15 protein-coding genes are annotated in these 16,349 nt (G+C 64.5%); 9 read left to right on the plus strand and 6 right to left on the minus strand.

Translation table 11 applies throughout. The features are described from left to right. Window positions 1-49: 49 nt before the first annotated feature. A complete protein-coding gene (cysQ, locus tag PSOLE_RS00735; protein WP_074855184.1) occupies window positions 50-868 on the minus strand; it encodes a 3'(2'),5'-bisphosphate nucleotidase CysQ in 819 nt (272 codons plus the stop codon). Continuing rightward, on the minus strand, window positions 865-1,431 hold the full coding sequence (nudE, locus tag PSOLE_RS00740) for an ADP compounds hydrolase NudE (protein ID WP_074855183.1): 567 nt from the start codon (window positions 1,429-1,431) through the stop codon (window positions 865-867). The genes cysQ and nudE overlap by 4 nt, the downstream gene beginning before the upstream one ends. Window positions 1,432-1,540: 109 nt before the next feature. On the opposite strand from nudE, the gene yrfG reads away from it, so the two are divergent. Beyond that, complete coding sequence (gene yrfG / locus PSOLE_RS00745) at window positions 1,541-2,221, plus strand: GMP/IMP nucleotidase (protein WP_039964261.1); 681 nt, start codon at window positions 1,541-1,543, stop codon at window positions 2,219-2,221. A 75-nt stretch (window positions 2,222-2,296) separates the two neighbouring features. On the opposite strand, the gene lysM is transcribed toward yrfG, so the two are convergent. Further along, a complete protein-coding gene (gene lysM, locus PSOLE_RS00750) occupies window positions 2,297-2,734 on the minus strand; it encodes a peptidoglycan-binding protein LysM (RefSeq protein ID WP_003458766.1) in 438 nt (145 codons plus the stop codon). Window positions 2,735-2,853: 119 nt separating this feature from the next. Between lysM and PSOLE_RS00755 the strand changes: the two genes are divergently transcribed. From PSOLE_RS00755 to PSOLE_RS00790, 8 genes are all read left to right on the plus strand, one after another. Continuing rightward, complete coding sequence (locus tag PSOLE_RS00755) at window positions 2,854-3,741, plus strand: LysR family transcriptional regulator (protein ID WP_074855182.1); 888 nt, start codon at window positions 2,854-2,856, stop codon at window positions 3,739-3,741. Between the two features lie 97 nt (window positions 3,742-3,838). Continuing rightward, window positions 3,839-4,654, plus strand: coding sequence for a formate dehydrogenase accessory sulfurtransferase FdhD (gene fdhD / locus PSOLE_RS00760; RefSeq protein WP_003458763.1), 816 nt, complete (start codon window positions 3,839-3,841; stop codon window positions 4,652-4,654). Beyond that, the gene (locus PSOLE_RS00765) at window positions 4,651-6,990 is read left to right on the plus strand and encodes an FdhF/YdeP family oxidoreductase (RefSeq protein WP_003458760.1); all 2,340 of its coding nucleotides are present in this window, start codon (window positions 4,651-4,653) and stop codon (window positions 6,988-6,990) included. Before fdhD ends, PSOLE_RS00765 begins: the two co-directional genes overlap by 4 nt. Before the next feature lie 115 nt (window positions 6,991-7,105). Then, window positions 7,106-7,516 carry a YMGG-like glycine zipper-containing protein gene (locus PSOLE_RS00770; RefSeq protein WP_055984511.1) on the plus strand — a complete coding sequence of 137 codons (411 nt, stop codon included), beginning with the start codon at window positions 7,106-7,108 and terminating at the stop codon, window positions 7,514-7,516. 179 nt (window positions 7,517-7,695) lie between these two features. Further along, window positions 7,696-8,835: an MlaE family ABC transporter permease gene (locus tag PSOLE_RS00775; protein WP_074855181.1), complete on the plus strand. Its 1,140-nt coding sequence runs from the start codon at window positions 7,696-7,698 to the stop codon at window positions 8,833-8,835. Then, window positions 8,832-9,617, plus strand: a complete 786-nt coding sequence (locus PSOLE_RS00780; RefSeq protein WP_074855180.1) for an ABC transporter ATP-binding protein — start codon at window positions 8,832-8,834, stop codon at window positions 9,615-9,617. Before PSOLE_RS00775 ends, PSOLE_RS00780 begins: the two co-directional genes overlap by 4 nt. After that, complete coding sequence (locus PSOLE_RS00785) at window positions 9,618-10,535, plus strand: MlaD family protein (RefSeq protein WP_074855179.1); 918 nt, start codon at window positions 9,618-9,620, stop codon at window positions 10,533-10,535. Continuing rightward, window positions 10,532-11,131, plus strand: coding sequence for an ABC-type transport auxiliary lipoprotein family protein (locus PSOLE_RS00790; RefSeq protein ID WP_074855178.1), 600 nt, complete (start codon window positions 10,532-10,534; stop codon window positions 11,129-11,131). Before PSOLE_RS00785 ends, PSOLE_RS00790 begins: the two co-directional genes overlap by 4 nt. Window positions 11,132-11,332: 201 nt before the next feature. Here the strand turns inward: PSOLE_RS00790 and PSOLE_RS00795 are convergent, their stop codons facing one another. The 3 genes from PSOLE_RS00795 to hslO all read right to left on the minus strand — a co-directional run bounded on the left by PSOLE_RS00795 (window position 11,333) and on the right by hslO (window position 16,070). Continuing rightward, on the minus strand, window positions 11,333-13,255 hold the full coding sequence (locus tag PSOLE_RS00795; RefSeq protein ID WP_074855177.1) for a RecQ family ATP-dependent DNA helicase: 1,923 nt from the start codon (window positions 13,253-13,255) through the stop codon (window positions 11,333-11,335). Window positions 13,256-13,483: 228 nt separating this feature from the next. After that, window positions 13,484-15,025: a phosphoenolpyruvate carboxykinase gene (locus PSOLE_RS00800; protein ID WP_074855176.1), complete on the minus strand. Its 1,542-nt coding sequence runs from the start codon at window positions 15,023-15,025 to the stop codon at window positions 13,484-13,486. A gap of 157 nt (window positions 15,026-15,182) precedes the next feature. Next, window positions 15,183-16,070 carry an Hsp33 family molecular chaperone HslO gene (gene hslO, locus PSOLE_RS00805; RefSeq protein WP_074855175.1) on the minus strand — a complete coding sequence of 296 codons (888 nt, stop codon included), beginning with the start codon at window positions 16,068-16,070 and terminating at the stop codon, window positions 15,183-15,185. Window positions 16,071-16,349 lie beyond the last annotated feature (279 nt).

Raw genomic sequence — 16,349 nt, forward strand, 5'->3', positions numbered from 1 at the left:
TCACCAGGGTTCGCGAGCAGAGCTCGCTCCTACAGGTAAAGTGTCAAGGCTACAGACTACGCGCCAGCTCGATCAGCTCGCCACGCCACTCGGCGGCGGCCGGCAAGGCCAGAAACGAGGGGTTGAGAAAGGATTCGCGCGCCTCGTAGGTCAGCACTTCGCCGGCCAGATTCAGCACTTCGCCACCCGCCCCTTCCAGCACGCCCTGTGCCGCGGCGGTGTCCCACTGCGAGGTAGGCGCCAGACGCGGGTAGCAGTCGGCATTGCCTTCGGCCAGCAGACAGAACTTCAGCGAACTGCCGATATTGGCCAGCGCCGGCTCGCCGAAACGCGCGGAAAGCCCCACCAGCAGAGTTTCCTGCGCGGCGCTGGAGTGACGTTTGCTGGCTACCAGGGTGAAACCCTGCGCAGGCGCCAGGCGCACGCTGATCGAATACTCCTTGCCCGGCACGTCGCCACACCAGGCGCCCAGACCAGCGCCGCCGTAATAGCAGCGGCCATTGGCGGGAATACCCACCACACCGAAGACCACTCGTCCCTGTTCGATCAACGCGACATTGACCGTGAACTCTTCGGAGCCGGCGATGAATTCCTTGGTGCCATCGAGCGGATCGACCAGCCACCAACGCGTCCAGGCGGCGCGCTCAGCCAGCGGAATGTCGGCGGCCTCCTCCGACAGCACCGGCACCTCCGGCGCCAGCGCCTGCAGGCCATCGAGCAGGATATGGTGCGCGGCCAGGTCGGCGGCGGTCACCGGCGAGGCATCGGCCTTCTCCGTCACCGCCACATCGCTGCGCCAGTACGGCAGGGTCGCCGCGCCGGCGGCACGAACCAGGTCGATTACCTTGGGGATGTAGGGATGGCTCATGGACGGTACTCCCCGCGCTGAGTCAGCAGGTCGCGCACCAGGTACAGCGCCGCCAGTGCGCGGCCTTCACTGAACTGTTCGTGCTTGGCCAGGCTGGACAGCTCGCGCAGGCTGATGCGGTCGACCCGCATCGGCTCGGGCTCATCACCCGGCAGGCGCTCTTCATACAGATTGCGCGCCAGCACCACCTGAATCTTCTGGCTCATGTAACCGGGCGACAGGCTCAGTGCGGTGATGTACTCCAGCTCATGCGCACCAAAGCCGGCCTCCTCCTTGAGTTCGCGATTGGCCGCGACCAGCACGTCCTCACCCGGCTCGATCAACCCCTTGGGCAGCGACAACTGATAGTCATCGGTGCCGCCGCAGTACTCCTCGATCAGCACCGCGTGCTCGGCGTCGAGCATCGCCACCACCATCACCGCACCATGGCCGGAACCCTTGCCGACCAGTCGCTCATAGGTGCGCTCAGCGCCATTGGAGAAGCGCAACTGCACTTGCTCGACACGAAACAGGCGGCTGCTGGCGACGATTTCGCGGGCGAGGACCGTGGGTTTTTGGCGCATGAGGCAACTCCTTGGCGGGACCGAGCGGGTTATCATACAGCGGCTTTTCGCATTATCCCTGAGCGAGATTGCATCAAGGCGAAACCATCGCCACAACCGAGACCCACGCATGCCCCCACTGCCCTGGCACCAGATCGACACCGTCCTGCTGGACATGGACGGCACGTTGCTCGACCTGCACTTCGACAACCACTTCTGGCTCACCCACCTGCCGCAGCGCTACGCCGAGCACCATGGCGTCAGCCTGGCGCTGGCCCAGGCCGAACTGCTACCGCTGTTTCGCGAGCATGCCGGTACGCTGAACTGGTACTGCACCGACTTCTGGAGCCGCGAGCTGCGGCTGTCGATCCGCGAGCTCAAGCGCGAGGTCGCGCACCTGATCGCCCTGCGCACCGATGCAGAACTGTTTCTGCGCGCCCTGCGCGAAGCTGGCAAGCGCGTGGTGCTGATCACCAACGCGCACCGCGACTCACTGTCACTGAAACTGGAACGCGTCGAGCTGGCACCCTGGTTCGAACGCCTGATCAGCTCCCACGACTACGGTTTCCCCAAGGAGGATCAGCAGTTCTGGTTCGCCCTGCGCCAGGATGTCGACTTCGACCCTGCGAGGGCCCTGTTCATCGACGACAGCCTGCCGATCCTGCGTAGCGCCGGACGCTTTGGCGTCGCCCATCTGCTCGCCGTGCGCCAACCAGACAGCCAGGCCGGGCCTAAAGATACCGAGGAGTTCGCCGCAGTGGGGGACTACCGGGAGTTGGTGCACGGACTGCCTGCGACGCCCTCACTGTAGGAGCCGGCTTGCCGGCGATCGTGAATGATGCCGATCGCCGCCAAGGCCAAGCCCCCGCCGCACCTGAGCGCGGGTTTAGTCAGGAATCCGCAATACCTGCCCCGGATAAATCTTGTCCGGGTGACTGAGCATCGGCTTGTTGGCCTCGAATATCTTCATGTAGGCGTTGGCATTGCCGTACTCGGCCTTGGCAATCGCACTCAGCGTGTCGCCCTTCTTGACCGTGACGAAGCGCGCTTCGGGCGCGGGCATGGTCACGCTGATCTGATCATCGACCTCACCGACACCGGCCACGTTGCCCAGCGCCAGGAGAATCTTTTCCTTCTCTTCCTGGCTGGCCACTTCGCCGCGAGCGATGACCTTGTCGCCCTCGACGCTGACCTCGATGTTGGGGTTGCCCAGGCCAACCTTGGCAACATGCTCCTTGAGCGATTCGGCGGCCTGCGCCTCCTGACCCACCAGTGACTCCCAGAGTTTGACCCCGGCGTCTTTGACAAAGGCAAACAGACTCATGGCAATTCCTCTCGTTCCTTGCGAATGACCGGGCAAAGCGCCCGGAGACCAAAGTCTAGTTCAGGAAACACCCCTGATTAGCGTTCGCGCATTAGAATCCGGGCAAACCAGGAGCCCCCATGGATATAAAGCAGCTGAAATTCCTCGTCGCCCTCGACGAGACCCGCCACTTCGGTCAGGCCGCTGCGCGCTGCCACGTGACCCAGCCGACGCTGTCCATGCGCTTGCGCCAACTGGAAGACGAGCTGGGTCTGGAGCTGGTCCGTCGCGGCCAGCGTTTCGAGGGCTTCAGCGCCGAAGGTGAGCGTATCCTGGCCTGGGCACGCAGTGTGCTGGCCGCACAGGATGGCCTGCTCGCCGAAGCTGCAGCCTGTCGTGGGCACCTGGTGGGCACCCTGCGCCTGGGCGTGGTGCCGCTGGCCAGTTTCGACCCGATGCGCCTGATCAGTCTGTTCGCCGAGCGTCACCCGGGGCTGCGCTTTCAGCTGCATGCGCTGAGCAGCGATCAGATTCTGGAGGGGCTGGTACGTAATCAGCTCGACCTTGGTCTGTCCTATCTCGACCGACTCGACCGCGAGCATTTCGCCAGCCTGGAGCTGGCCGAAGCACGCATGGGCCTGCTCTACGATCAGCGGCATTTCCACTTCGTCAGCAGCAGCCTGCGCTGGGAACAGTTGGCCAACCTGCCCCTGGGCCTGCTCTCGACCGGCATGCACTTTCGCCTGTCCATCGATCACAGCTTCCGTGCTCGCGGCCTGAGCCCGCAGGTACGCCTGGAGGCCGATGCCGTGCACCACCTGACTCAAGCGGTCAGCGCCGGGCTGTGCTGCAGCGTCATGCCATTACCGGCCGACGGTGCACCGACCGACGGTCATCTGCGCCTGCTACCCATCGAGGACGCTCATACCCTGGCACCTCAGGGCCTGATCATGCGCCGCGGCGCCCCTGCCTCACCGCTCGCGCAAGCCTGTTTCGAAGAGGCACGAGAGTGGCTGGCGAACGCTTGATAGATTTGCTCGATCAACACATCAAAGCCAACGATTAGACGCTCCCCGCCCATGGGCCTAGGCTTAGCTGTGTCAATCTGTCACAGAGCGCGCCTCGATGGCCAAGCCAGCCGCCCAGCCGCACATTGCCAGTGCCTATACCTACGCCGAACTCGGTGACGGTCGCGCGCAGCACGCTGCACTGGCCGAAGAATGTGCCCTGGCGATCAGCTACAACGACCTGAACCAGGCGGTGATGATGGTTTCGCCCCATCACCTGGAAGATTTTGCCGTCGGCTTCAGTTTTGGCAACGACCTGATCAAGTCAATCGACGACATCTATGACATCCAGTTGCGCGGCCTCGGTGACAGCCGCGAAGCCCGCTTGCAGGTCAGCAGCCGTGCCTTCTGGGCGCTCAAGCAGCAACGCCGGCAAATGGCTGGCACCAGTGGTTGTGGCCTGTGCGGTGTGGATGCACTGGAACAGGCGCTACCGGCCCTGACCGCCCTACCCGGCGCAGCATTACCGCCACTTGAACATCTCACCGGACTGCGCGAGCGCATCGGTGAGCAACAACAACTGGCACGCCACAGCGGCGCGCTGCATGCCGCCCTGTTCATCGATGCCAGCGGTGAGATTCGTCTGTGCCGTGAAGACATCGGTCGCCATAACGCCCTGGACAAGCTGATCGGCGCCATCGCCCGCGAACGTATCGACACTCACGGTGGCTTCGCCCTGGTCACCAGTCGCTGCAGCCTGGAACTGCTGCACAAGGCAGTACGTGCCGGCATCGGCACCCTGGTGAGCCTGTCCGCCCCTACCGCCCTGACCGTGGAGTGGGCGCGGCGCCACCGCCTCAACCTGATCCACCTGCCCCATCACAGCACGCCGCGGGTCTACAGCCCCGCGCCTGACGAAGAAGAACGACCATGAGCCTGCAACCCGTCAATCCTCGCTATAAGCCCTACAAAGGCCCAGCCGCTGGCTGGGGTGCACTGAACGCCGTGACCCGCTTCTGGCTGGACAGCAAGCAGCCGTTCAAGAACCTGCGCGCGCTGCTCAAGACCAACCAGAACGGCGGCTTCGACTGCCCCGGCTGCGCCTGGGGCGATTCGCCCGAGGACGGTCACATCAAGTTCTGCGAGAACGGCGCCAAGGCGGTCAACTGGGAAGCCACCAAACGCCGCGTGGACCCGGCCTTTTTTGCCCGCTACACGGTCAGCCAACTGCGCGAGCAGAGCGACTACTGGCTCGAATACCAGGGCCGCCTGACCCACCCAATGCGCTATGACGCCAGCACCGATCGCTACACGAAGACCACCTGGGCCGAAGCCTTCGCCCTGATTGCCAGGCATCTGAAGGCGCTGCCGAGTCCGGATCACGCCGAGTTCTACACCTCCGGCCGGGCCAGCAACGAGGCGGCATACCTCTACCAGTTGTTCGTGCGCGCCTATGGCACCAACAACTTCCCCGACTGCTCGAATATGTGCCACGAGGCCAGCGGCGTCGCCCTCGGCCAAAGCGTGGGCATCGGCAAGGGCAGCGTGACTTTCAACGATTTCGAGCATGCCGACGCCATTTTCGTCCTCGGCCAGAACCCCGGCACCAACCACCCGCGCATGCTCGAACCGCTGCGCGAGGCGGTCAAACGCGGCGCCCAGGTGGTCTGCTTCAACCCACTGAAGGAGCGTGGCCTGGAGCGCTTCCAGCATCCGCAACACGCGCTGGAGATGCTCACCAACGGCTCCGAGCCGCTGAACACCGCGTTCTTCCGTCCGGCCCTGGGCGGCGACATGGCCGCCATGCGCGGCATCGCCAAGTTCCTCCTGCAGTGGGAGCGCGAGGCGCAGGCCAAGGGTGAAGCAGCGGTGTTCGACCATGCCTTCATCGCCGAGCACACCGATGGTGTCGAGGCCTACCTGAAGCTGCTCGACGACTGCAGCTGGGAGGCGCTGCAGGCTCAGTCCGGCCTCAGCCTGCAGGAAATCGAACAGGCTGCGCGCATGTACCGCCGCGCCGAGCGAGTGATCATCTGCTGGGCCATGGGCATCACCCAGCACCACCACTCGGTGGCCACCATCCAGGAAATCGTCAACCTGCAACTGCTGCGCGGCAACCTCGGCCGCCCCGGCGCCGGCCTGTGCCCGGTGCGCGGTCACAGCAACGTACAGGGCGACCGCACCATGGGCATCAACGACCGTCCGCCGGTGACGCTGCTCGATGCCCTGGAAAAACGCTTCCAGTTCAAGGTGCCGCGCGAGAATGGCCACAACACGGTCGAGGCGATCAACGCCATGATCGACGGCCAGGCCAAGGTATTCATCGGCCTCGGCGGCAACTTCGCCCAGGCCACGCCGGACAGCCCGCGTACGCACAAGGCGCTGCAGAGCTGCGAGCTCACCGTGCAGATCAGCACCAAGCTCAATCGCAGTCACCTCACCGTCGGCCGCGACGCGCTGATCCTGCCGTGCCTCGGCCGTACCGATATCGACCTGCAGGCCAGCGGCCCGCAGGCGGTGACGGTGGAAGATTCGTTTAGCATGATCCACGCCTCCTACGGTCAGCTCGAACCGCTCTCCGGCAGCGAGATGCGTTCGGAGCCGGCCATCGTCGCCGGGATCGCCAAGGCCACTCTGGGCAACCACCCGGTGGACTGGGGCGCGCTGATCGCCGATTACGACCGCATCCGCGAGCTGATCGCCGACACCATCCCCGGCTTCCAGGATTTCAACCAGCGTGTCGCTCACCCCGGCGGCTTCTACCTCGGCAACTCGGCCGGCGCGCGCCAGTGGAAAACGGCATCCGGCAAGGCCAATTTCAAGGCCAATGCGCTGCTCGACGACCTGCTGCCCCCGCAGGTGCGCGAAAGCGGTGAGACGCCGGATCTGATCCTGCAGACCCTGCGCTCGCACGATCAGTACAACACCACGGTGTACGGCCTCGACGACCGTTATCGCGGCGTGCGCGGGCAGCGCGATGTGCTCTTCGCCAACGAGGCGGACATCCTGCGCCTGGGCTTCAAGCCCGGTCAGAAGGTGGACATCCGCTCGTTGTGGAACGATGGCATCGAACGCCGGGTGAGCAGTTTCACCCTGCTCGCTTTCGATATCCCGGCCGGCCAGGCCGCTGCTTACTTCCCCGAAGCCAATCCGCTGGTGCCGCTGGAAAGCGCCGGCGTCGGCAGCAGCACACCGACCAGCAAGTTCGTCGCCATCCGCCTGCAGGCTGCCAGCGGCGGCAATCTGCTGGGCAGCAGCGCAACCAGCTGACCGGCGGCCAGGAACCTCGTACAGAAATCGCTGGTCAATGGCATAACGCTCGCCATCTGGCGGTTTCTGTTATCGAGGTGTCCATGAAGTCTCTGCAACTCTTCTTTCCCTTGGCCTGACTAGCGGCGGTTTTGCCTTTGCCGGCAATACCGAGGCCGGCCTGGGCGGCGCACTAGGTGGCGCAGTGGGTGCGATGGTTGGTCAGCAGGTCGGTGGCAACACTGGCGCTGCGGTCGGTGCCGGTCTCGGTGGCGCTGCCGGCAGCATGGTCGGCGCGGATCGCCGCAGCCGTACTGAAGCCGCCATTGGCGGCGCGCTGGGCGCAGCCGGTGGCAACGTCGTCGGGCAGCAGGTTGGTGGCAACACCGGCGGCGTGGTCGGTGCGGCAGTCGGTGGCGGCGCCGGTGGCGCACTGGGCAACTACATGGGCAATGCCAGCTATGACGATGACCGTCGCGGCAAGCATCACCGCCACTACCATGGCAAGAAACACAAGAAGCACCACAAGCACTGGCGCCGTCACTGACGGATGCCTGGGGTCTGTTGGCATTTCGACGCAAGCCGTGCGCGAAACGGCAACAGACCCTAGCCCATGCGCTCGTCATCCGAACGTTGGGGTGACCTAGCAGCTTATGCGCCGTGCCGCCGACACAGTCTGAACAGCGCGACTGGCCTGGCAGCCCCTGGCTGCGCTAAGCTGTCGCCATGACCACGCCATACCTGATCCCGCTCCAGACCAGCAGCACGGACGCCGCCAGCGGCCTGCGCATCGGTGGCGACTGGACGCTGGCCCATTACAGCCGACTCGAACCTCAGGTCCTGGCCCTGCGCGAACGCCTGCACGGCCGGGAAAACATCGACCTCGACGAACTGGCCGCACTGGATACCGCCGGCGCTGCGCTGCTGGTGGAACTGCTGGGTTGTGAGCGCCTGCGCCAACTGGCGCAACAGGACAGCCTGAGCGCCGAGCGCCGCGCCTTGCTGCTGGCAGTGGCAGACACCATGGCGGGCACTCAGCAGGTACAGGAACACGCCACACCTTCGGCACTGCGCGAAGTGCTCGGACATATCGGCGAGGCGGTGGAAAGCACCTGGTGCCAAGGCCGGGAACTGCTCGGCTTCATGGGCCTGACCCTGAGCAGCATGCTGACGATCCTGCTGCGCCCGGCGCGCTGGCGCCTGACCTCGCTGACCGCCCATCTGGAACAGTGCGGCCTCAACGCCGTGCCCATCATCGCCCTGTTGACCTTTCTGGTGGGCGCCGTGGTCGCCTTTCTCGGCGCCACCATCCTCGCCGACTTCGGTGCCACCATCTACACGGTGAACCTGGTGGCGTTCTCCTTCCTGCGCGAGTTCGGCGTGCTGCTCACCGCGATTCTCATGGCTGGGCGCACCGCCAGCGCCTTCACCGCACAGATCGGCTCGATGAAGGCCAACGAGGAGATCGACGCCATCCGCACCCTCGGTCTGAGCCCCGTCGAGCTGCTGGTGCTGCCGCGGGTGTTCGCGATGCTCATCGCCCTGCCGATCCTGACCTTCATCGCCATGCTCAGCGGCATGCTCGGCGGCGCGCTGGTCTGTGCATTGAGCCTGGACATCTCGCCGACCATGTACCTGTCGATCCTGCAGGACAGCGACCTGCTGCAGCACTTCCTCGTTGGCCTGCTCAAGGCACCGATCTTCGCTTTCCTGATCGCCCTGATCGGCTGTCTGGAAGGCTTCAAGGTCAGCGGCAGCGCACAATCGGTGGGCGAGCACACCACCTCGGCGGTGGTGCAGTCGATCTTCGTGGTCATCCTACTCGACGCCCTGGCGGCGTTGTTCCTGATGGAGATGGGCTGGTGAGCCAGGAGACCATCATCGAGGTACGCGACCTGTGCAACCAGTTCGGCACACAGGTGGTGCATCAGCATCTGGACTTCGACCTATATCGCGGCGAAATACTTGGCGTGGTAGGCGGCTCGGGCACCGGCAAGTCCGTGCTGCTGCGCAGCATCGTCGGCCTGCGCCAGCCCAATGCCGGCACCGTACGGGTGTTCGGCGAGGAACTGCTGAGCCTGTCGGCCGAGCGGCGCTCGCAGCTGGAGCGGCGTTTCGGCGTGCTCTACCAGCGCGGCGCGCTGTTCTCCTCGCTGACCGTCAGCGAGAACATCGCCCTGCCGCTGATCGAACACGCCGGCCTGTCGCGCGCGGCAGCCGAACGCCTGGCCAGGGTCAAGATCGCCCTGGCCGGCCTGCCGCAGGATGCCGCCGACAAATACCCCAGTTCGCTGTCCGGCGGCATGGTCAAGCGCGCCGCCCTGGCCCGCGCCCTGGCACTGGACCCGGACATCCTGTTTCTCGACGAACCCACCGCCGGCCTCGACCCGATTGGCGCGGCGGCCTTCGACCAGTTGATCCGCACCCTCAGCGACAGCCTGGGCCTGAGTGTATTTCTGGTCACTCACGACCTGGACACGCTCTACAGCATCTGCGACCGGGTCGCGGTGCTGGCACAGAAAAAGGTGCTGGTGGCCGACCGCCTGGACGTGGTGGCTGCCACCGACGATGCCTGGATTCAGCAATATTTTCACGGCCCGCGCGGACGCGCGGCTGCGCAGGCCGCCACCGCGGCAAGGAGTCAATGAATGGAACCCAGAGCCCATCACGTGCTGATCGGCCTGTTCACCGTGCTCACGGTGGGCGCCGCGCTGCTGTTCGCCCTGTGGCTGAACAAGGCCGGTGCCGATCGCGCCTTCACCGATTACGAGGTGATCTTCAACGAAGCGGTCACTGGCCTGTCACAGGGCAGCGCGGTGCAATACAGCGGGATCAAGGTCGGCGACGTGATCAGCCTGGGGCTCGATCCCAACGATCCGCGCACCGTGCGCGCGCGTATCCGCATCGTCGGCCATACCCCGATCAAGCAGGACACCCGCGCGCGCCTGGCGATCACCGGCGTCACCGGCCTGGCGGTAATCCAGCTGCACGGCGGCAGCCCGGAAAGCCCGCCACTGGAAGGCAAGGATGGCCAGCCAGGCATCATCATCGCCGACCGTTCGCCACTGTCCCGGCTGATGGCCAATGGCGAGGACCTGGTGGTCAATATCACCCGCCTGCTCAACCGCGCCAACCGCATGCTTTCGCGCGAGAATGCCGAGCGCGTCTCGCGCACCCTGGAGAATCTGGAGCAGGCCACAGCCGGCCTGGCCGAGCAACGCGGCGAGCTAAGCGAAGCCCTGCAACAGGCCGGCGCCGCCACCCGCGAGGCGGCCGAACTGATGCGCACCGCCAACCGTCTGCTCGACGGCCAGGGCAGTCAGGCGCTGGACAATGCCGAGCGTCTGATGGCCTCGCTGGAACGCAGCAGCCGCAGCATCGAGCAGTTGCTGGAAAGCAATCGCAGTGCGCTGGACAGTGGCATGCAGGGTCTGGGCGAGCTGGGCCCGGCGATTGGCGAACTGCGCGATACCCTCGGCGCACTGCGCAGCTTCTCCCGCCGCCTGGAGCAGGACCCCACCGGCTACCTGCTGCGCAACGACAGCATCAAGGAGTTCCAACCATGAAGCGCCTGTCCCTGCTGCTGGCCGCTGGTCTGCTCAGCGCCTGCTCGATCCTGCCGCAGAGCGAACCATTGGATATCTACCTGCTGCCAGGCGCCGCGCTGCCTACACAAACCCAGCGCGTCGACTGGTCGTTGCGGGTCAACAGCCCGGTCAGCAACCAGCTGCTCGACGGCACGCGCATCGTCGTGCTGCCTGAGCCCGGTCGGGTCAACACCTACCAGGGCGTACGCTGGAGCGAACGTACGCCGCAGCTGCTGCGTGGCCGCCTGTTGGACGCCTTTCACGATGACGGTCGAGTTCAGGCCCTGAGCAACGAAGAGCAGCGCCTGCAGGCCGATCTGGAGCTGGTCAGCGACCTGCGCAGTTTCCATAGCCAGTATCGTGACGGCCGCCCCGAGGCGCTGATCCAGCTCGACGTACGCCTGGTCGATGCCCGTGATCAGCACATCCTCGCCAGCCGCCGCTTCAGCGTCAGTCAGCCGGCGAGTGATACGTCGATTGCTGCAGTAGTGAAAGCCTTCGGTCAGGCTGGCGATCGATTGTCCCGCGAGCTGGTGGACTGGACGCTGGCCGAAGGGCAACGCGCTAACCCGTAGGGTGCGCCGCGCGCACCGAATCCCAAGCACCGATGGTGCACACAAGCTGGCCAGGTAGCCAGGATGCAATCCGGGGCATAGCGACCCGTATTCCCCGGATTGCATCCGGCTATGGGACTGGCTATGGGACTTACCTTTGTAGGAGCGAGCTCTGCTCGCGAAGCCCTTTGCCGCAGCAATATTCGCGAGCAGAGCTCGCTCCTACAGGCCCGTCAACCACTCACGCACCTCGGCGTAGGGGTAATCCTCCAGCGTAGCGAAGCCAGCTAACTGACGCGCCTTGAGCTTGGTCAACAAGGGCGTGGTCACGCCACAGAGAAAGCGCGTCAGGCACTCGTGGCTCGGCGCGTGTCCAGCGTATTGCAGGTGTTTCTCGACGAAGGCTGCGCACAGCGCCTGGGCATCGCGACCATTCAATGACGGCAGCTCGGGCGGTTGCGGCAAAGTGGCTACGCGGCCCTGACACACAGAACAATGCCCGCAGCGCTCGGGCGCCTGTTCGTCACCAAAGTACAAGGCAAGGCGCCGGCTCAGGCATTCGCGGCTCTCGAACAAACCGAGCATGGCCTGAATGCGGGCGATCTCGCTGGCCTCGTGGGCGCGGAAGTGCGCGTGAAGATCGTTGGCCAGGGCTGCCACATCGAAGTCGCCATCGAGCACGGCGTAGACCTCGGTCATCTGCTTGCTTTCCAGCTCCAGCCAGCCCTTTTCCTGGAAGTAGTCCAGTGCCTTGACCACCCGCGCGCGCTCGGCGCCATGGTCGCGATACAGCAGGTCGAAATCCAGGGTGCTCCAGGTGCGGGCGCGGCGCGAACTGGCCAGAATGGCCTCGACGAACTGGCGCCGCTCGCCCTCGAACTGCGCCAGCAGCGCCTCATCCTCCAGCAGCAGCTTGAAGCGGTACTCGGCGAAATAGGCATAGCGCGGCGCGATGATGCCGCGCAGCTCCAGCTGCACCAGCAGGGTCTTGAGCGGCAGCGCGCGGATATTGCTCAGCTCCGACAACTGGCCCAGCATCAGCTCCCATTGCCCGCCCGTACCGACCGCACGCAGATCGTCGAGCACGGCACGAATCCCGTCGAGTTCCGGGGTATCGCCATAGACGAAGTTCTCCAGCACGCTGAGCCCATCGCGGCTGGCCAGCACCAGGCAGTCCGAAGCCTGACCATCACGACCGGCGCGACCGATCTCCTGGCTGTAGTTTTCCACCGACTTGGGTAGGTCGAAGTGCACCACGTTGCGGATATCGCGTTTGTCGATGCCCATGCCGAAGGCGATGGTGGCGACGATGCATTCCAGCTCGCCGGCCATGAAGCGCCGCTGGATCGACTCGCGTGCCTCATGCGCCATGCCGGCGTGGTAGGCGCTAACCGCCAGACCGTCATGCGCCAGGCGCTCGGCGACCTGCTCGGCGGTCTTCTGCTGGGTGACGTAAACGATGCTCGCCTGGCCGCGCCGCGGCGCCAGCCATTGCTGCAGGCGCTGCGCCTTGGCGCCACCGGGCACCGGCTCGACCAGCAGATTGAGGTTGGGCCGGTAGAAGCCGGTGGTGACCACGTCCGCCTCGGCAATGGCGAATTTCTCGCGCATGTCGGCAATCACCTTGGGCGTCGCCGTGGCAGTCAGCAACAACACTTGAGCGATGCCAAACTGACGCTGGTAATCGGGCAGTTTGAGGTAGTCGGGGCGGAAGTTGTGGCCCCACTCGGAAATGCAGTGTGCCTCGTCGACCACCAACAGGGAGATCGGCACCTGGGCGATGAAATTGCGAAAGCGCTCGTTCTTCAGGCGCTCCACCGAGATCATCAGGATCTTCAGCTCACCGCTGCGCGCGCGATTCATCACCTCCGCGGCCTGCTCGCGGCTCTGCGCCGAATCGATGCTGGCCGCGGCGATGCCATGGGCATGCAGGAACGCCAACTGATCCTGCATCAACGCCAGCAACGGCGAAATCACCAGGGTCAGGTGTGGCAGATGCAAGGCCGACAACTGATAGCACAACGACTTGCCCGAACCGGTGGGAAAGATCGCCGCCGCCGAGCGACCGGCAAGTACGGCGCTGATCACCGTTTCCTGGCCGGGGCGCAGCTTATCGAAACCGAAGACGCGTTTGAGGGTGGACATGCGCTGTCACTCCTTTGACCGCTTGAAGGTCAGAGCGTAAGGTCATGGCGGTTGCAGCCGCCCTACGGCTCTCCGTTGAAGAGCTACAAGCCTAGCGAAGATTGTAGGGCGGGTGAAACCCGCCACTTCTGACCACGGCGGGTTTCACCCGCCCTACGACGGCGGCTCTAACCTGTGGTCCCAAAAAAGAAACCGCCCGAAGGCGGTTTCTTTTGCTCTGCCCGGCGCTTACAGCTGCGGGCCGGCGTTCTTGATTGCTTCGCTGACGTCGAACTTCTGGAAGTTGTCGATGAACAGCTTGGCCAGGCCCTTGGCGGCTTCGTCGTAGGCGTTCTTGTCTGCCCAGGTGTTGCGCGGGTTGAGCAGGTTGGTCTCGACGCCTGGCACCGACTTCGGCACATCCAGGTTGATGATCGGCAGGTGCTCGGTCTCGGCACCGATCAGCGCACCGCTCTGGATGGCCGCGATCACGCCGCGGGTAGTCGGGATGTTGAAACGCTTACCGACACCGTAGCCACCGCCAGTCCAGCCGGTGTTGACCAGGTAGACCTTGGAGCCGAAGGCGTTGATGCGCTTGATCAGCAGCTCGGCGTAAACGCCGGCCGGACGCGGGAAGAACGGTGCGCCGAAGCAGGTGGAGAAGGTCGACTTGATGCCGCCGCCCGAACCCATTTCGGTGGAACCGACCAGCGCGGTGTAGCCGGACAGGAAGTGATAGGCCGCCTGCTCGTTGTTGAGGATCGACACCGGCGGCAGTACACCGGTCAGGTCGCAGGTCAGGAAGATCACGGCATTCGGCTCGCCGCCCAGGTTCTTCTCGCTGCGCTTCTCAACGTACTCCAGCGGGTAGGCCGCGCGGCTGTTCTGGGTCAAGCTGTCGTCGGCGTAGTCCGGCACGCGGTTTTCGTCGAGCACGACGTTTTCCAGCACGGTGCCGAACTGGATGGCTTTCCAGATCACCGGCTCGTTCTTCTCGGACAGGTCGATGCACTTGGCGTAGCAACCGCCTTCGACGTTGAACACCACGCCTTCGCCCCAACCGTGCTCGTCGTCACCGATCAGGTAACGCGACTCGTCGGCGGACAGGGTGGTCTTGCCGGTGCCGGACAGGCCGAAGAACAGGGTGACGTCGCCTTCTTCGCCAATGTTGGCGGCGCAGTGCATCGGCAGCACGTCTTTTTCCGGCAGCAGGAAGTTCTGCACGGAGAACATGGCTTTCTTCATTTCACCGGCGTAACGCATGCCGGCGATCAGCACTTTCCTGGCGGCGAAGTTGATGATCACGCAGCCATCGGAGTTGGTGCCGTCACGCTCAGGCACGCACTCGAAGTTGGCAACGTTGAGGATCTGCCACTCGGCCTTGCCAGCCTGGTTGTAGGTGGTCGGGTTGATGAACAACTGACGGCCGAACAGGTTCTGCCAGGCGGTCGCGGTGGTCATCTTCACCGGCAGGTAGTGCTCTTCGGCAGAACCTACGTGAACGTGGGAGACGAAGTGCTCCTGGGCGTTATTGAACGCCGCGACGCGATCCCACAGGGCGTCGAACTTGTCGGCCGGGAACGGACGGTTGATGGCGCCCCAGGCGATCTGCGCCTCGGTGCTCGGCTCCTGAACGATGAAACGATCAGCCGGCGAGCGGCCAGTGCGATGACCGGTACGTACGACCAGCGCGCCGTTGGCGGCCAGTTCCCCTTCACCACGGCGAATGGCTTCTTCGACCAGTTGCGCGGCGCTGATGTCGGTGTACACGGCGTTGTTGGCTTGCGTCATGAGGGTCCCCGTCGGCCGCTGGCCGAGTCTTCCGAACGTTGTGTAGTACAGGGGCAACTGCACTACACGGTAAAAAAGTCGCGGGAGTATGCCAGAAAAGCGAACTGCTTGGCAGCCTCCGATCTGATAGAGAACGGCTATCGTTTAGAAAAGCTCATCAATGCCGCGTCTGCGACGGTGCCTCGCTACCGGCACCGGCGAACAGCTGGGCAATGTCGGCGGCGTCGAAGGCGTAGCGCTCGTTGCAGAACTGACAATCGATCACCACGCTGCCACCCTGCTCGGCCAGCAGCAGTTCGGCATCGGCCTGGCCGAGGCTGACCAGGGCACTGGCCGAGCGCTCACGCGAGCAGCTGCAGCGGAATTGCAGCGGCTGCTCGTCGAACAGGCGCACGTTCTCTTCATGGTAGAGGCGATGCAGCAGGGTCGGGTTGTCCAGGCCGAGCAGCTCTTCGGCAGTCAGTGTGTCGGCCAGGGTCAGTACGTGGTTCCAGCTCTCGGCGCGTTCTTCCGCTTCGGTCTGATGGTGCGGCGGCAGTTGCTGCAGCAGCAGGCCGCGCGCGCGCTGGCCGTCGGCCTTGAGCCAGAAGCGGGTCGGCAGCTGTTCGGAGCTGGCGAAGTAGTTGGACAGGCACTCGGCCAGGTCGACGCCATCCAAATCGACGATGCCCTGGTAACGCTGGCCCCGGGTCGGGTCGATGGTAATGGCCAACACGCCATTGGGCATCAGACTCTGCAGGTCGGCATCGGCGCCGATCTGCTCGGCGTCATAGCGGGCAATGCCGCGCAGCTCACGAGCGCTGGAGCATTCGACCATCAGCAGCGACAGCGGGCCGTCGGAACGCGCCTGCAGTACCAGCAGGCCGTCGAACTTGAGGGTGCCGACCAGCAAGGCGGCGGCGGCCATCATCTCGCCGAGCAGTTGCGCCACTGGCTGCGGGTAGGCGTGCTTGGCCAGCACATGAGCGTAACTTTCGCGCAACGCGACCATTTCGCCTCGCACGTCGGTGTCGTCGAAGAGAAAGCGTTGACTGAAGTCGTTCATGGCGGCTGGCCCAGGGTCTATAAAAGGCTGGCGATTTTATGCACAAACGCCAGCACAACCAAGGCCCGAACATCATGTGCAGTCGGTCACGTCCCGCCATCGCCCCCTGAACCTTGGCTGAACGACTGTGCTGCCGCCCTTGTTTAGGCGCCAGCACTGCCTATCATCCGCGCGCCTGAGGTCAGAATGCCAGTCTCTACAGTCCACCCGCTATACGAGCACTGCCTATCATCCACGCGCCTGAGGTCAGGCCTGTCATAAAACTGCAAAGGGATTTCC

The sequence above is a fragment of the Pseudomonas oleovorans subsp. oleovorans genome (genome assembly GCF_002197815.1).
GTDB classification, from domain to species: Bacteria; Pseudomonadota; Gammaproteobacteria; order Pseudomonadales; family Pseudomonadaceae; genus Aquipseudomonas; species Aquipseudomonas oleovorans.

Excerpts from the sequence above, each read along its gene's own strand:
- cysQ (WP_074855184.1), bottom strand. The coding sequence starts at position 868 with ATGAGCCATCCCTACATCCCCAAGGTAATCGACCTGGTTCGTGCCGCC.
- nudE (WP_074855183.1), bottom strand. The coding sequence starts at position 1,431 with ATGCGCCAAAAACCCACGGTCCTCGCCCGCGAAATCGTCGCCAGCAGC.
- yrfG (WP_039964261.1), top strand. The coding sequence starts at position 1,541 with ATGCCCCCACTGCCCTGGCACCAGATCGACACCGTCCTGCTGGACATG.
- lysM (WP_003458766.1), bottom strand. The coding sequence starts at position 2,734 with ATGAGTCTGTTTGCCTTTGTCAAAGACGCCGGGGTCAAACTCTGGGAG.
- PSOLE_RS00755 (WP_074855182.1), top strand. The coding sequence starts at position 2,854 with ATGGATATAAAGCAGCTGAAATTCCTCGTCGCCCTCGACGAGACCCGC.
- fdhD (WP_003458763.1), top strand. The coding sequence starts at position 3,839 with ATGGCCAAGCCAGCCGCCCAGCCGCACATTGCCAGTGCCTATACCTAC.
- PSOLE_RS00765 (WP_003458760.1), top strand. The coding sequence starts at position 4,651 with ATGAGCCTGCAACCCGTCAATCCTCGCTATAAGCCCTACAAAGGCCCA.
- PSOLE_RS00775 (WP_074855181.1), top strand. The coding sequence starts at position 7,696 with ATGACCACGCCATACCTGATCCCGCTCCAGACCAGCAGCACGGACGCC.
- PSOLE_RS00785 (WP_074855179.1), top strand. The coding sequence starts at position 9,618 with ATGGAACCCAGAGCCCATCACGTGCTGATCGGCCTGTTCACCGTGCTC.
- PSOLE_RS00790 (WP_074855178.1), top strand. The coding sequence starts at position 10,532 with ATGAAGCGCCTGTCCCTGCTGCTGGCCGCTGGTCTGCTCAGCGCCTGC.
- PSOLE_RS00795 (WP_074855177.1), bottom strand. The coding sequence starts at position 13,255 with ATGTCCACCCTCAAACGCGTCTTCGGTTTCGATAAGCTGCGCCCCGGC.
- PSOLE_RS00800 (WP_074855176.1), bottom strand. The coding sequence starts at position 15,025 with ATGACGCAAGCCAACAACGCCGTGTACACCGACATCAGCGCCGCGCAA.
- hslO (WP_074855175.1), bottom strand. The coding sequence starts at position 16,070 with ATGAACGACTTCAGTCAACGCTTTCTCTTCGACGACACCGACGTGCGA.